This is a genomic window from Cupriavidus sp. KK10 (assembly GCF_018223725.1).
GTDB classification, from domain to species: Bacteria; Pseudomonadota; Gammaproteobacteria; order Burkholderiales; family Burkholderiaceae; genus Cupriavidus; species Cupriavidus necator.
Genome location: NZ_CP073677.1, coordinates 3536003 through 3549375, shown reverse-complemented (window position 1 = coordinate 3549375; position 13373 = coordinate 3536003). Strand labels below are relative to the sequence as shown.

Genomic DNA, 13373 nt, shown 5'->3' with positions numbered 1-13373 from the left:
TGCAATGGGGCATCACCACGCCGGCTCAGTGGCTGGTGCCGGCCGAGCGCGTGGTCTTGTTGAAGACGTTGTACTTGCCGATTGGCTTGTCCATCGGCAGGCGCCTGACCTCCTGCAAGGTGGCCGCGTCGTACACGACGATGGCGCCGTCGCGCTCCATCAGGCTGACCAGCGCGTAGCGCCCGTCGCGCGTGAATTCGACGTGGGCGGCGGTGCGCCCAGGGCTCGGCGTGACGCTGCCGACCACCCGCAGGCTTTGCTTGTCGATCACCTGCAGCGTGTCGCGCTTCGGGCTCATCATGGCGTCGGCCCAGGCGTAGGGGTTGTTTTCATGGCTGCGCAGGAAAAAGCCCGGGCCGTTGGTTGGTATGGTGGCGATCGTATGCCAGGCCTGCATGTCGATCACCGTGATGCGCCCCTGCCCGAGGTCGGGCGAGGCCATCACTTCACGGCCATCGCGCTGCCAGGTGATGCCGCTGCCCAGGTGCGGCATGCCGCCAAGCGCAAGCGCCGCAACCTTGCGGCCCTTCTGCAGGTCGATCACTTGTCCGCCACCTTTGCGCGAAGCGCCCAGGATATGGCGATAGGACTGGTCGAAGAAGAAGTCATCGAGCACATCATCCAGCACCACCACGCGCGGTGCCAGCGCGGGCAGCGGCGCGCCGGCCGCATCGGCATACGGAATCTCCCAGACCTCGGCGATATCCTTCAGCGCGGCAATAAAGCTGTGGCGCGGCGCGGCGTCGTAGACGGCGGAGACGCGCGAGGCCTCGCCATCGCGCCCCCTCACGTCGATCACCCGCGCCAGCGACAGGTCTTCGGCATGGAGCAGCACCAGCGTGCGCGGCAGCGTATTGCCGGCCAGCACCCAGCGGCCGTCGTCGCTGACGGCGACGTTGCGCGTGTTCACACCGGCCCGGATCTCCGCCACATAGGCCAGGTTCCACACGTCGTATTTGCTGACCCAGCCATCGCGGCTGGCCATGTAGACATAGCGGCCGTCGCGGCTGAACTTGGGGCCGCCGTGCAGCGCAAAGCGGGTGGCAAAGCGATGGACCGGTGCCAGCCGATCCCCGTCCAGCACGGTCACATGATGGCTGCCGGCCTCCACCACCACGAACAGGTTTTGCGGATCGGCGCTGAACACGGGCCGTGCCGGCAGGCTGCCGGGGGCGTGGTGGACGATATGGCTGGCGCGAATGGCCTCTGCGTTCCATTGCGGCGTGGCTGCGGGCGCCGTGCGCAGCCAGCGCGCCAGCGCCTGCAAGTCGGGTTCGGCCAGCGTGCCGGCGAATGCCGGCATCTGCGTGGCGGCACGGCCATCGTGCAGCACCTGGTCAAGTTCGCTGGCGCGCAGGCGTTCCAGGCTCTCCGGCAGCAGCGCGGGGCCCATGGCGCCGAGGCGGTCGGTGCCATGGCAGGTGGCGCAGTGCTGGCTGTAGACCGCCGCGGGTTCGGCGGCCATGGCGGATTGCGCGGCGCCGGCAAAGGCCAGGGCGATCAGCCATCGGAGCACGGTCTTCATGCTGCGACCTCCGTGCCCGGCGTATGCGCGATCTCGTCATCGCTCAGGTAGCAACCCGGGTCCTCCGCCCAGGGGTTGCCCGTCAGCGCAAAGGCGCGCACCCGGGTGTTGCCGTTGCAGATGGCGCGATATGCGCAGCCGGCGCAACGCCCCTGCAGCGGACGCGGCGTGCTGGCCAGGCCCGCCATCAGCGGATCGGCGCGGCTGGCCCAGATATCGCCGAACGGCCGCTCGCGCACATTGCCCACGGTCACGTGCCACCACATCGTGTCGGGATGGACATTGCCCAGGTTGTCGATATTGGCCACGCCGACGCCGGTGGCGTTGCCGCCCCAGTGTTCCAGCCGCTGGCGCATATCGGCCAGGCGATGCGGCAGGCGCCTGGCGATCCAGTACAGCAGGTACACGCCATCCGCATCGTTGTTGCCGGTGACGAAGTCGCCCGCATGGCCCTGCTGCGTGCGCTGCCAGACGTGGTCGAACAGCCAGTCGAGCGCGGCGCGGGTGCGGGCATGGTGCGCGTCTTCGGCGCGATGGCTGCGCGCACGGCCGGCATAGTTGAAGTGAGACAGGTAGAACTTGTCGATGCCCTCGCATTCGGTCAGGGCCACCAAGTCGGGCAGTTGCGCCGCGTTGGCTTCGGTCAGCGTCATGCGCACGCCCACGCGCAGGCCGGCCGCACGCGCGGCGCGCAGGCCGGCCTGCGCCTGCGCGAAGGCGCCGTCGCTGCGGCGGAACCGGTCGTGCGTGGCGGGCAAGCCGTCCAGGCTGACGCCGACGTAGTCGAAGCCCGCTGCCGCGAGCCGGGCGGCATGCCCTGCATCAAGCAGCGTGCCGTTGGATGACAGCGACAGGTGGAAGCCGAGCGCGCGCGCCCGTGCGGCAATCTCATAGAGGTCAGGCCGCAGCAGCGGTTCGCCCCCGGACAGGATCAGCGCGGGCACGCGCGCATCGCGCAGCTGGTCGAGCACGCGCAGCGCCTCGGCGGTATCCAGCTCGCCCTTGAAGTCCGTGTCGGCGGAGGTGGCATAGCAATGCCGGCAGTTGAGGTTGCAGCGGCGGATCAGGTTCCAGATCACCACCGGGCCGGCGGGCTTGCGCGGCGGCGGCACCGGGCCGGCATCGCGCAGGGCTTCCATGAAGCGGGACAGGCGGAACATGGGCGGGGTTTCCTATTGGTCTGGGCCGGGCGACGGCAGGCGCAGCCCGGTTTTCTTGAGGATGCGGGTGGACCACAGCACGTCGTGCGCGCGGCAGGCGTCGCCAAGCAGTGCCGCGATCGCGGCAACCTGCGGCGCGGCGTCTTCGCGGGAGCGCGCATGGACCATCGCGAACAGGTTGTAGGGCCAATTCGGCAAGTGGCGCGGACGGCGATAGCAATGGCTGACGAAGGGCAGGGCGCCGATGCGCTCGCCCAGCGTGTCAATGCACGCATCGTCCACGTCCCACACGGTCATGCCGTTGGCGCGCCAGCCCAGCCGGTAGTGGTTGGGCACGGCGCCGATACGGCGCAGCACGCCGCGCGCCTGCATCGCAGCCAGCCGCGTGATCACCTCGTGCTCGGTCAGGCCGAGTTCGCAGGCCACCGCCGCATAGGGCGCCGGCACCAGCGGCAGGCCGGCTTGCGTGGCGCGGATCAGCGCCAGGTCGACGGGATCGACAGGCTCGGACATCAGGCGGGCAGGTAGAGGTTGACGAAGAACTCGCGTTCCTTCGGGAACGGCAGGATCTCGACGCCGGCCGCCGCGGCAATGCGCGCGAGCACCGGTGCGACCTCCCCCGGCCTTGCCACCGCCAGCACGAACCACAGGTTCAGGTGATGCGTCCGCGCATAGTGGTGGGCGACCTCGGGGTGCGCGTTGACGGCGGCGATCACAGCTTCAATCCGTTCGGCTGGCGTATGGCAGGCGCACAGCACGAAGCTTCCGCCTGCGCGCTCGATCTGGTACAGCGGGCCGACGCGCGTCAGCACGCCTGCGGCAAGCAGCGCGCGCAGCCGCTCCAGCAGTTCGGCCTCGGTGATGCCGAGGGCCGATGCGGCTTCGGCATACGGATGCGGGACCAGTGGCAGGCCGCGCTGCAGCGCGTTGATGATGCGGCGGTCGAGCGGGTCGAGTGCTGCGATTGCACGGGTCATGCCGACACCTGCATGGCATAGCGTGTGCCGCGCTGCTTGTAGCAGCGCGTGCCGACCAGCACGGTCCCGGGCGCATGTTCCAGCCCGGCGGTGGCGTGGATGCGCGCCAGCGCGGGCTGCAAGTCCTCCGCATTGCGCGCATGGACCATCGCAAACAGGTTGTAGGGCCAGTCGGGCAGCCGGCGCGCGCGGCGGTAGCACAGGGTCACGCGCGCCTGCCGGGCCAACCGCATGCCGATGGCGTCCACGTGCGCGTCGGGCACGTCCCACACGCACATGGCGTTGTGGCCGAAGCCGAAGCGCCCATGCTGCAGCACCACGCCCAAGCGCCGGATCACGCCCTGCGCGGACCAGCGCGCCAGCCGCTCCAGGACCTGCGGCATCGGCATCCGCGCTTGCGCCGCCAGCGCGTGGAACGGGCGCGGCGTCAGCGGCAGGCCGGTTTCCAGTGCTGCCACCAGGCGCCAGTCGTCATCGTCCAGGGCGACAGGTGCGGCGGGAGCGGCCGCGCTGGCTGCGCGGCGGGCGCGTGCGCTGCCCGGGCGCGCGAGCGGGAAACCGAGGTCGATGTGATACTCGCGGGCCATGGGCAGGTCCAGCGGCGCCAGGCCGGTCATGTCCCCGATCGACGCCAGCGTGACGTCGAGCATGCGTCGCTCGCGCGCGCCCGCGACAAACCACAGGTTGTACGGGTGGCCGCTGCGCGCATAGTTGTGGCTGACCGCCGCGCAGGCGCTGACGCGCGCCGCCACGCGGTCCAGCTGGGCCGGCGGCACGGACAGCGCCGCCAGCGTGCTGACGCCGATCACGTTGGGCGCGAACACGGCGCCGACGCGGCTGATGCGCCCGCTGCCCAGGTCGCGTGCCAGCAGGCTCAGCAGCGTGTGTTCACACAGGCCGAGCTTGCCGGCCAGCGCCTGGTAGGGCCGCGGCTGCAGCGGGAAATCGCGCTGCAGGGTGTCGTAGAGGTTCAGTTCATCGTACATGGGGCCCTTACATGCCGAACCGTTGCGCGCGCACGGTGAAGAAGATGCCGCTGGGGTTGTCGGCGGGCAGCGTGGCAATGCGCGCCAGGCTGGCGGTGTCGTAGACCTCGACACGGTTGTCGTCGCGGCAGGACAGCCACAGCGACTCGCCCTTGGGTGTGAACTCCATGTGCAGCACGCCTCGGCAGGGATGCAGCGTGCGCACCACCTGGCGCGTGGCGGTGTCGATCACCTGCACCGTGTCGTTGTGGGGGAAGGCGAAGTTGACCCAGACCTGGCGCCCGTCTGGCCGTGCCATCACAAAGACCGGCTGGCCGGCCAGCGGCACGCGCGCGGCCTGCTGCCAGCCGTTGGCGGGGTCGGCCACCAACACCTCATGACGGCCGATCGCCGGCAGCCAGGCCATGCCCTGGGCCATGGCCCAGCCGCGCAGGTGCGGCATCTTGTAGACCGGCAGCGGCGCGCTGCCGCGGCCGTAGCCGGAGAGCACGCGGCGCGACAGCAGCGGCGCCTGCCACAGGTCGACCAGCGCCAGGCCGTCCTCACCGAACAGGCCGGCCAGGTACCAGCGGCCATCGGGCGTGACCAGTCCGTCGTACGGCTCGCGGCCGGCGGGCAGGCGTGTCACCTGCGGCCGGCGCGGATAGCTGGCGTCGATGATCCAGATCTCGCCGGATTCGAACAGGCTGGCGGCAAAGCGGCGGCCGGGCAGGTCGGCCAGGCCCACCACCTTGGAGCGGCGGCCGTCATTGCCGATCGCCGGCAGGTCAGCCAGCGGTTCAAGGGTCTGTGCGTCGAACAGGCGGATGCCGCCAGGCGCGTAGTTCTGCGCGGCCACCACGCGGCCATCCTGCGAGATCGCGCCGCCGATGCTGTTACCCGCCTGCAGCATGCGGTGGGTGATGCGGGCGCTGAGCAGGTCCACGCGCGTCAGTCCCCCGTCGCGGCCGAAGACATAGGCGTAGCGTGCATCGCGCGAGAACACCACGCTGGCGTGGGACAAGTCGCCGAGTCCTTCCACCGTTGCCAGCCGGGTCATGCCGGTGGTCTCGACAATCTGCAGCTGCCCGGCGGCGCGCTCCACCACCACGCCCAGGTCGCCGGTGCCGCGCACGGCGCTGGCACAACCCGCCACCAGCGCGGCGGCAACGGTGGCGCACAAGGCCGCGGCCAGGCCGCGGATCAGTTGCCTTGCGGCGAGGCGGCCGGTGGCTTGCCGGCCTGCAGTCGATCGATCAGCCATTGGGCTTCATCCTGCGTCATGAAGGGTTGCCAGGGCGGCATCGCGGTGCCGGGGCGGCCGTACAGCACGGTGGCGATCAGGCCCGCGGGCGGCTTGCCGGACAGCGCCTCGCGCGTCAACGGCGGGCCCAGCCCGCCGCGCAGCGTCATGCCATGGCAGGCGCCGCAGTCATCGCGCAGCCAGTGCGCAAGCTGCGCCTGCCGGGCAGGGGTGGGCTGGGCCGCCGCGCCGGGCGCTGCGCCCAGCAAGGCAGCTGCCAGCCCCGCCAGTGCAGCGCGCCGCCAGGCGATGTGATCACGCATGGTGGTGCCGGCTCAGTACACGTCGTGCTGCGTGTTGTAGGCGTTGAACTTGCCGGTCGGGGTGACCAGGCGCTTGTCCTTGATCACGGTCTTGAGCGTGCGGGTCTTGTCATCGACCACCACCAGCGCGGACTCGCCGTCCTTGGTGCCCCAGACCGAGAACCAGACCTCGTCGCCGGCCTTGTTGTATTCGGCCTGCACCAGGCGCCTGGCGCCCGCGCCCTTCAGCTCGGCCCATTCAGCGATCGGCAGCACCTTGTAGCCGGCTTCCAGGTTGCGCGTGTCGAATACCGCCACCGACTGGTTGAGCTTGGCGTCAGGGTTCAGCGGCGTGTCGACCCACAGGTTGGACGACTTCGGGTGGGTCTTGATGAAGAGCGAGCCGCCGCCCTGGCCCTTGATGGTCTGCACCACCTTCCACGCCTGCGCCGGGTGTCCGACCGGATCGGTGCCGATCAGGCTGATCGTCTCGTCGCCAAGGTGGCTGGTGGTCCAGACCGGGCCGAACTTCGGATGCGTGAAGTTGGCGCCGCGTCCCGGATGCGGGGTCTTGCCCACGTTGATCAGTGCGGCCAGCTTGTTCTCCTTGGTGTCGACCACGGCGATCTTGTCGGACGCATTGGCGGCCACCAGGAAGTAGCGGCCGGTGGCGTCGAAGCCGCCGTCATGCAGGAACTTGGCTGAATCAATCGTGGTGGTCTTCAGGTTGGACAGGTCCGAGTAGTTGACCATCAGGATCTTGCCGGTCTCCTTGGCGTTGATCACGAACTCCGGATGGAAATGGCTGGCGACGATGGCCGCCACGCGCGGCTCGGGGTGGTATTCGTTGTCCACGGTCATGCCGCGCGTGGAGACCACCTTGAGCGGCTCGAGCGTGTCGCCTTCCATGATCACGTACTGCGGCGGCCAGTAGGACCCGGCCACGGCGTACTTGTCCTCATAGCCCTTGTACTTGGAGGTCTCGACCGAGCGCGCCTCCATGCCGACCTTCACTTCCGCGACGATATCGGGCTTGGGCAGCCACAGGTCGATCAGGTCCAGCCGCGCATCGCGGCCGATCACATACAGGTAGCGCCCGGACGCCGACATGCGCGAGATATGCACCGCGTAGCCGGTCTTGACGATATTGATGATCTGCTTGCTGTCGCCGTCGATCAGCGCCACCTCGCCGGCATCGCGCAGCGTGACCGAGAAGAGGTTGTCAAGGTTGTACTGGTTCATCTTCCTGGTCGGGCGCTGGGCCACCGGCAGGATGTCCTTGCGGCTTTTCTCGATATCGGCCAGCGAGTACTCGGGCGGGGTCGGCGGGTCGAGCTGGATATAGCGCGCCATCAGGTCGACTTCCGGGTCGGAGAGATCGCCCGAGGTGCCCCAGTTCGGCATGCCGGCGGGGCTGCCGTACTTGATGAAGGTCTTCAGGTACTCGGTGCCGCGCGCGCGGGTGATGTCCGGCGTCAGCGCCTTGCCGGTCGCGCCCTTGCGCAGCACGCCGTGGCAGCCGGCGCAGCGCTCGAAGTAGATCTGCCGGGCGTGGTCGAACTCAGCGGCAGTGAGGGTGGGGATGGCGGCCTTCTGTTCCGCCTTCGGTTCTGCCTTGGTGGCTGCATGTGGCAGCCCGAGCCAGAGTGAGAGCGGCAATGCCGCGATTGCCGGGTACAGCCAGTTTTTTGCTTTCATGGGTGCCGTGGATCAGCGGTGAGGAAAGCGGTTTCGCGGTGCCCATGCCTGGGTGGCGGGCACCTGTCGTCATGTGGGAAGCATGCGGACACACTGACGACATGGAATTGACTGGCATCAAACGGCGGCGGTGGTGCGGGAACGAAGTGTGGGTGGTTGATGTTTGTCGTTTGCGATGGTGCAAGCGCACCGTGGAGGCGATGCGCTTGCAAGGCAGGGTTCAGGTCGGGCCCAAGCGGTCGCGCGTGCGCCTGGCCACGTTCGTTGTCCACGGGAACGCGCCCCGGTACTGCTGGATGAACTGCTCGATCTCGCCGCGCTGCCGCAGCGACAGGCCGATCATGTCCAGCCCTTCGATAAACATGCGGCGGTGCCGTGCCGACAGGTCGAAGGCGTAGTCGCCAGACGGAGTGCGCACCCGCATCGCCTCGACATCGATGCTGATGGTGTTGCCCGCGTCCGCATCCACGTCGTTCATCAACGGCTCGATCACCTCACGCGGCAGCATCACCAGCAGCAGCCGGTTGTTCATCGCGTTCGAATAGAAGATCTCGCCGAAGCTCGGCGCAATCACGGCGCGGATGCCAAATTGCTGCAGGCCCCAGACGGCGTGCTCGCGGCTGGAGCCGCAGCCGAAGTTGGCGCCGCTCACCAGGATACTGGTGCCGGCGTACTCGGGCCGGTTCAGCACGAAGCCAGGGCGCGGCGCGCCGCTGGCATCGAAGCGGTGGTCGTAGAGGATGCCCTCGGCCAGCCCGGCCTTGTCGATCCCGCGCAGAAACTGCTTGGGGATGATCTGGTCGGTATCGAGGTTCTCGAAGCGGATGGCGGCGCCTTTGCCGGCGATGCAGGTGTGTTCAGGCATGGGTGATCTCCAACTTGCGGACGTCGGTGATGACGCCGGTGACCGCTGCCGCGGCGGCCATGGCCGGGCTCATCAGGTGGGTGATGGCACCGCGTCCCTGCCGGCCCTCGAAATTGCGGTTGGTGGTGGAAGCGCAGCGCACGCCGTCGGCGAGCACGTCGTCGTTCATGGCCAGGCACATCGAGCAGCCCGGTTGCCGCCATTCAAAGCCGGCGGCGGTGAGGATCCCGGCCAGGCCCTCGCGCTCGGCCTGGGCCTTGACCGCGCCCGACCCAGGCACCACCATGGCCCGGACCCCTGCAGCGACCTTGCGGCCGCGCACTACGCTGGCCACCGCGCGCAGGTCCTCGATGCGGCCGTTGGTGCAGGAGCCGATGAAGACGTGCTGGATCGGCGTGCCTGCCAGCGCGGCGCCCGGTTGCAGGTGCGTGTACGCCAGCGCGCGCTCGACCGAGCGCTGCTCGGCCTCGTCGATCTGGTCTTCCGGGAACGGGATCTGCCCGGAAACCGGCAGCACCTGGTCCGGGCTGGTGCCCCAGGTGACGTAGGGCTCGATCTCGCTCGCGTCGAACACGAAGTCCATGTCGAACACGGCGTCCGGATCGCTCTGCAGCGTGGCCCAGTAGCTGAGCGCGGCGTCGCGCTGCGGGCCTTCGATATCCACGGCGCGGCGCAGCACATAGTCGGTGGTGACCGCGTCCGGCGCGATCAGCGCGCCGCGCGCCGCGGCTTCCACGGTCATGTTGCACAGCGTGAAGCGGGCCTCGACGCTCAGGTCGCGGATCGCCGATCCGCAGTACTCCACCACGTAGCCGCGCGCACCTTGCGCGCCGATCGCGCCGATGATCCTGAGGATCAGGTCCTTGGCGGTGGTGCCGGCGGGCAGCTTGCCGTCCACGCGGATGCGCATGGTCCTGGCCATCCGGTAGACCAGCGTCTGGGTGGCCAGCACATGCTCGACCTCGGACGTGCCGATGCCGAAGCCCAGCGCGCCGAGCGCGCCGTAGGTGGTGGTATGGCTGTCGCCGCAGATCACCACCATGCCCGGCCGGATCATGCCGTGCTCGGGCGCGATCACGTGCTCGATGCCCTGCAGCGTGTCGTTGGTGTCGAACAGCGGGATCGCGTGCCGCTCGCAGTTGGCACGCAGGTTGGTGGCCTGCAGCGCCGAGGCCGGGTCCGCGATCACGCGGATCGCTGTGGGGTGCGTCGGGATGATATGGCTGACCACCGAGACGTTCTGTCCCGGCACCAGCACGCCGCGGCCCTGTTCATGCAACCCGGCGAAGGCCTGCGGGCTGGTGTACTCGTTCATCAGGTGCAGGTCGCAGTACAACAGCACATTGTCGTCGTCGATCCTGGCCACGGTATGGGAGTCGACCAGCTTCTGGTATAGCGTCTTGGGGGTCATGGCAACTGCCTTGTCTGTCGTTATTCCGCGGTGATGCCGCGCTGCCTGATCAGGTTGGCCCACACAGGCATCTCCTTTTCCAGGCGCTGGCGTGCCGCCTCGGGCGTGGTCGGGGTGGGCTCGAAGCCTTCCTTGAGCATGCGGTCACGGGTTGCCTGCGCGGCCAGCGCGGTGTTCAGTGCCGCGTTCAGCTTGTCGATCACGGGCTTGGGCGTGCCGGCCGGGGCAAACACCATGAACCAGGTCTCGAAGGCATAGCCGGGCAGGCCCGCCTCGGCCGCGGTCGGCACATTGGGCAACTGCGGCGAGCGCCTGGTGCCGGTGACGGCGAGCGCCTTGAGCTTGCCGCCCTGCACATGCTGCTGCGCGGCCGAGACCACCGGGAAGCTCATGTCCACCTGGCCCGCAATGGTGTCGACCAGGGCCGGGCCGCCGCCGCGGTACGGCACGTGGACGATGGAGACGTTGGCCACCGACTTGAACAGCTCGGCCGACATATGGAAGGTGCTGCCGTTGCCCGCGGACCCGTAGGTCAGCTTGCCCGGCGTAGCCTTGGCCGCCGCGATCAGTTCCTGCAGGTTCTTGGCGGGCACGTTGTTGTTGACCACCAGCACATGCTGCGAGCTGGCGACCATGCCGATGGGGGCCAGGTCTTTCAGCGTGTCGTAGGGCATGCGCGGGAACAGGCCCGGGTTGATCGCCAGGGACACGGTCTGCAGGCCGATGGTGTAGCCATCGGCGGCGGCCTTGGCCACGGCATCGACGCCGATATTGCCGCCGGCGCCGGCACGGTTCTCGACCACGATGGTGCCGCCCAGGCTCTTCGACCAGGCATCCGAGACCAGGCGCGCGGCGATGTCGGCGCTGCCGCCCGGGGCGTACGGCACGATCAGGCGTACCGGGCGCTGGGGATAGGACTGCGCCGCGGCCGTGCCGATCGACGCGGCACACAGCAGCAAGGCCGTGAGGTGGGCAACTTTCATGAGTGTCTCCTGGTTTAGGAATCGTTATGGAAACCATCGTATCATTCACTCAGAAGCACATAATTCAAACTCAGTTACTTCTTTGTTTCCTGGTATTCACTAATGGATAACCTCTCGGACGTCGCGTTCTTCGCGTGCATCAACAAGCACGGCAGCCTGGCCGGCGCAGCGCAGGAGCTTGGCGTGACGCCGCCCGCGGTCAGCAAGCGGCTGGCGGGGCTGGAGGCACGGCTGCGCGTCCGGTTGCTGCACCGGACCACGCGCCGCATCAGCCTGACGCCGGAAGGGGAAAGCTATCTGGTGGAAGGGGCGCGGATCCTTGCGGAGATGGAGGCGCTGGAGCGATCGATCGCGGGCACCGGCAGCACCCCGCACGGCTTGCTGAAGATCGGCGCAACGCTCGGCTTCGGACGGCGGCATATCGCGCCGGCACTGTCGGGGTTCTCGCGCCGCTTTCCGAATATCGAGGTCCAGCTCTACCTGAGCGACCGGCCCCTGAACCTGGTCGAGCAGGGCCTGGACGCCATGATCCACTTTGGAGAGATGCCGGACGTGCGGCTGACGGCGCGCCTGCTGGCCAGCAACCGCCGCCTGCTCTGTGCCGCGCCGTCCTACCTGGAAGCGCGGGGCGAGCCGTCGAGCCCGCGCGAGCTGGCGCGGCACAACTGCATCTTCATCCGCGAAGCCGACGAGACCTTCGGCACCTGGCACCTGCGCCATGGCGCACAGCAGGAGACCGTCAAGGTCCGCGGCACCATGAGTACCAATGACGGGGAATCGGCGCTGGCCTGGGCGCTGGATGGCCAGGGCCTGATCGTGCGCTCCGAGTGGGATGTTGCGGAGCACCTGCGCAGCGGCGCCCTGCGCCGGGTGCTGCCGCAATGGCAGTTCGCGCCCGCGGATATCCATCTCGTGTTCCCGGCGCGCAACCATCGTCCGGACAAGGTGCGGGCGCTGGTGGACTTCCTGCTGGACCACTTTGCCAGCCACCGTGCGTCCGGCGCGGGCAGCGCGGACAACTGCTGGTAGCCATCCGGCGGCGATCATGCGCGGTATCGGGGCCGCGCCACCCGATACTGGGGGGCGATTCCAGCGCCACTAGCGTCCATCATGACTGGCAATACCAGAAGCCTGATGGAAACGCGCATGGAAACAGCCCCCACGCCCCAACCCGGACGCACGCTGCGTCACACCCGCCAGATCGAATGCCGCGGTTATCTGCGCGACGATGGCCTCTATGACATCGAGGCCGATATGCATGATATTTCCGCCGACGCCACCGAATTGCCCTTTGTCAGCGTGCCCGAAGGTGGCCTCATTCACCAGATGCGCCTGTGCATAACCATCGACGCGGACCTGGTGATCCGGCGTTTCGAGGCCCGCACCGAGACCGGCCCGACGCCGTACTGCGCGGAAATCAACGCCGCCTATCGGCAGCTGGAGGGTCTGCGCATCGGCGGTGGCTTCCGGCAGCAGGCCAGGGCGCGCCTGGGGGGCGCCAAGGGTTGTACCCACCTGACGGAACTGCTGGGGCCCCTGGCCACCACCGCGATGCAGACCATGATGTCGGTCCAGCGCGAACAGACGCCGTGGGATGCCAAGCTGGCAGGAGACGAGCCCGTACCCCGGCCCTGGATACTGGACACCTGCCACGCCTACCGCAACGACGGCGAGGCCGTGAACGTCATATGGCCGTTGCACCGTCGCGCGAGCGACTGAACGCGGCAGCCGCGGTCGCCGCCCCCGCCTCGTCCTTCATGGCGAGGATGAAGCCCCCCACCTGTGCAATGTCATCAAGAGCCATGCAGGGCAGCACCGTGTCCATGCGCGCATCGGTGGCCAGCGCGATGATCGAAGGATCGCCCGGATAGTAAGGCGCGCGCCCGTGCGCCGGCCGGTAGACCTCGATGCGCGGAATCGCCTCGCGCCGGAAGCCTTCCACCAGCGTGATATTGGCCGGCCGCAGGCGCGCCACCTGCTCGGCCAGCGTCGGCTCGGCCTCGTCGGCCAGTTCGCGCACGATGGCAAAGCGATAGGGCGATGCCACCATCACCTCGGCCGCGCCGGCGGCGCGAAAGCGCGCGCTGTCCTTGCCCGGCGGTTCCAGTTCCAGCGGATGATGGCTGTGCTTGATCACGTTGACGGTCAGGCCCTGTGCGCGGAACCACGGCAGCAGCGCCGTGATCAGCGTGGTCTTGCCGCTGCCGGAGGTGCCGGTGATGCCTAGGATGAAGGGATGCATGG

General features: G+C 68.6%; 14 protein-coding genes. 2 read left to right on the top strand and 12 right to left on the bottom strand.

What is annotated here, in order from left to right; all coding sequences use genetic code 11:
• Nucleotides 1–25: 25 nt before the first annotated feature.
• The 11 genes from KB879_RS16650 to KB879_RS16600 all read right to left on the bottom strand — a co-directional run bounded on the left by KB879_RS16650 (nt 26) and on the right by KB879_RS16600 (nt 11129).
• Nucleotides 26–1525 (bottom strand): nitrite reductase, encoded by a 1500-nt coding sequence (locus tag KB879_RS16650; protein ID WP_153954138.1) that lies wholly within the window; start codon nt 1523–1525, stop codon nt 26–28.
• Nucleotides 1522–2685: a heme d1 biosynthesis radical SAM protein NirJ gene (gene nirJ / locus KB879_RS16645; RefSeq protein WP_211979439.1), complete on the bottom strand. Its 1164-nt coding sequence runs from the start codon at nt 2683–2685 to the stop codon at nt 1522–1524. Before nirJ ends, KB879_RS16650 begins: the two co-directional genes overlap by 4 nt.
• 12 nt (nt 2686–2697) lie before the next feature.
• Complete coding sequence (locus KB879_RS16640; protein ID WP_013953873.1) at nt 2698–3198, bottom strand: AsnC family transcriptional regulator; 501 nt, start codon at nt 3196–3198, stop codon at nt 2698–2700.
• Nucleotides 3198–3662: an AsnC family transcriptional regulator gene (locus KB879_RS16635; protein WP_153954140.1), complete on the bottom strand. Its 465-nt coding sequence runs from the start codon at nt 3660–3662 to the stop codon at nt 3198–3200. The genes KB879_RS16640 and KB879_RS16635 overlap by 1 nt, the downstream gene beginning before the upstream one ends.
• The gene (locus KB879_RS16630; RefSeq protein WP_013953871.1) at nt 3659–4648 is read right to left on the bottom strand and encodes an Lrp/AsnC family transcriptional regulator; all 990 of its coding nucleotides are present in this window, start codon (nt 4646–4648) and stop codon (nt 3659–3661) included. The genes KB879_RS16635 and KB879_RS16630 overlap by 4 nt, the downstream gene beginning before the upstream one ends.
• A gap of 7 nt (nt 4649–4655) precedes the next feature.
• Entirely contained in the window at nt 4656–5891 is a 1236-nt protein-coding gene (locus KB879_RS16625; RefSeq protein WP_153954141.1) for a cytochrome D1 domain-containing protein, read from the bottom strand.
• Nucleotides 5831–6193, bottom strand: coding sequence for a cytochrome c (locus KB879_RS16620; RefSeq protein WP_153954142.1), 363 nt, complete (start codon nt 6191–6193; stop codon nt 5831–5833). Before KB879_RS16620 ends, KB879_RS16625 begins: the two co-directional genes overlap by 61 nt.
• Before the next feature lie 12 nt (nt 6194–6205).
• Entirely contained in the window at nt 6206–7870 is a 1665-nt protein-coding gene (locus KB879_RS16615; protein ID WP_211979438.1) for a nitrite reductase, read from the bottom strand.
• A gap of 220 nt (nt 7871–8090) precedes the next feature.
• Complete coding sequence (gene leuD, locus KB879_RS16610) at nt 8091–8735, bottom strand: 3-isopropylmalate dehydratase small subunit (protein WP_153954144.1); 645 nt, start codon at nt 8733–8735, stop codon at nt 8091–8093.
• Entirely contained in the window at nt 8728–10146 is a 1419-nt protein-coding gene (gene leuC / locus KB879_RS16605; protein ID WP_211979437.1) for a 3-isopropylmalate dehydratase large subunit, read from the bottom strand. The genes leuD and leuC overlap by 8 nt, the downstream gene beginning before the upstream one ends.
• A gap of 20 nt (nt 10147–10166) precedes the next feature.
• Nucleotides 10167–11129, bottom strand: a complete 963-nt coding sequence (locus KB879_RS16600; protein WP_211979436.1) for a tripartite tricarboxylate transporter substrate binding protein — start codon at nt 11127–11129, stop codon at nt 10167–10169.
• A 102-nt stretch (nt 11130–11231) separates the two neighbouring features.
• Here KB879_RS16600 and KB879_RS16595 point away from each other — a divergent pair, with 102 nt between their 5' ends.
• Both KB879_RS16595 and KB879_RS16590 read left to right on the top strand, forming a co-directional pair.
• Nucleotides 11232–12158 (top strand): LysR family transcriptional regulator, encoded by a 927-nt coding sequence (locus KB879_RS16595; RefSeq protein ID WP_013953864.1) that lies wholly within the window; start codon nt 11232–11234, stop codon nt 12156–12158.
• 117 nt (nt 12159–12275) lie between these two features.
• Complete coding sequence (locus tag KB879_RS16590; protein WP_211979435.1) at nt 12276–12848, top strand: DUF2889 domain-containing protein; 573 nt, start codon at nt 12276–12278, stop codon at nt 12846–12848.
• Here KB879_RS16590 and mobB read toward each other — a convergent pair.
• Complete coding sequence (mobB, locus tag KB879_RS16585) at nt 12814–13371, bottom strand: molybdopterin-guanine dinucleotide biosynthesis protein B (protein WP_013953862.1); 558 nt, start codon at nt 13369–13371, stop codon at nt 12814–12816. The two genes, KB879_RS16590 and mobB, sit on opposite strands and share 35 nt — an antisense overlap.
• Nucleotides 13372–13373: the final 2 nt, after the last annotated feature.

What these genes read in the sequence shown, in the direction of transcription:
- KB879_RS16620 (WP_153954142.1), bottom strand. Translation starts at nt 6,193, where the DNA reads ATGCGTGATCACATCGCCTGGCGGCGCGCTGCACTGGCGGGGCTGGCA.
- KB879_RS16590 (WP_211979435.1), top strand. Translation starts at nt 12,276, where the DNA reads ATGGAAACAGCCCCCACGCCCCAACCCGGACGCACGCTGCGTCACACC.
- KB879_RS16615 (WP_211979438.1), bottom strand. Translation starts at nt 7,870, where the DNA reads ATGAAAGCAAAAAACTGGCTGTACCCGGCAATCGCGGCATTGCCGCTC.
- leuC (WP_211979437.1), bottom strand. Translation starts at nt 10,146, where the DNA reads ATGACCCCCAAGACGCTATACCAGAAGCTGGTCGACTCCCATACCGTG.
- KB879_RS16635 (WP_153954140.1), bottom strand. Translation starts at nt 3,662, where the DNA reads ATGACCCGTGCAATCGCAGCACTCGACCCGCTCGACCGCCGCATCATC.
- KB879_RS16650 (WP_153954138.1), bottom strand. Translation starts at nt 1,525, where the DNA reads ATGAAGACCGTGCTCCGATGGCTGATCGCCCTGGCCTTTGCCGGCGCC.
- nirJ (WP_211979439.1), bottom strand. Translation starts at nt 2,685, where the DNA reads ATGTTCCGCCTGTCCCGCTTCATGGAAGCCCTGCGCGATGCCGGCCCG.
- KB879_RS16640 (WP_013953873.1), bottom strand. Translation starts at nt 3,198, where the DNA reads ATGTCCGAGCCTGTCGATCCCGTCGACCTGGCGCTGATCCGCGCCACG.
- KB879_RS16600 (WP_211979436.1), bottom strand. Translation starts at nt 11,129, where the DNA reads ATGAAAGTTGCCCACCTCACGGCCTTGCTGCTGTGTGCCGCGTCGATC.
- leuD (WP_153954144.1), bottom strand. Translation starts at nt 8,735, where the DNA reads ATGCCTGAACACACCTGCATCGCCGGCAAAGGCGCCGCCATCCGCTTC.
- mobB (WP_013953862.1), bottom strand. Translation starts at nt 13,371, where the DNA reads ATGCATCCCTTCATCCTAGGCATCACCGGCACCTCCGGCAGCGGCAAG.
- KB879_RS16595 (WP_013953864.1), top strand. Translation starts at nt 11,232, where the DNA reads ATGGATAACCTCTCGGACGTCGCGTTCTTCGCGTGCATCAACAAGCAC.
- KB879_RS16630 (WP_013953871.1), bottom strand. Translation starts at nt 4,648, where the DNA reads ATGTACGATGAACTGAACCTCTACGACACCCTGCAGCGCGATTTCCCG.
- KB879_RS16625 (WP_153954141.1), bottom strand. Translation starts at nt 5,891, where the DNA reads ATGGCTGATCGATCGACTGCAGGCCGGCAAGCCACCGGCCGCCTCGCC.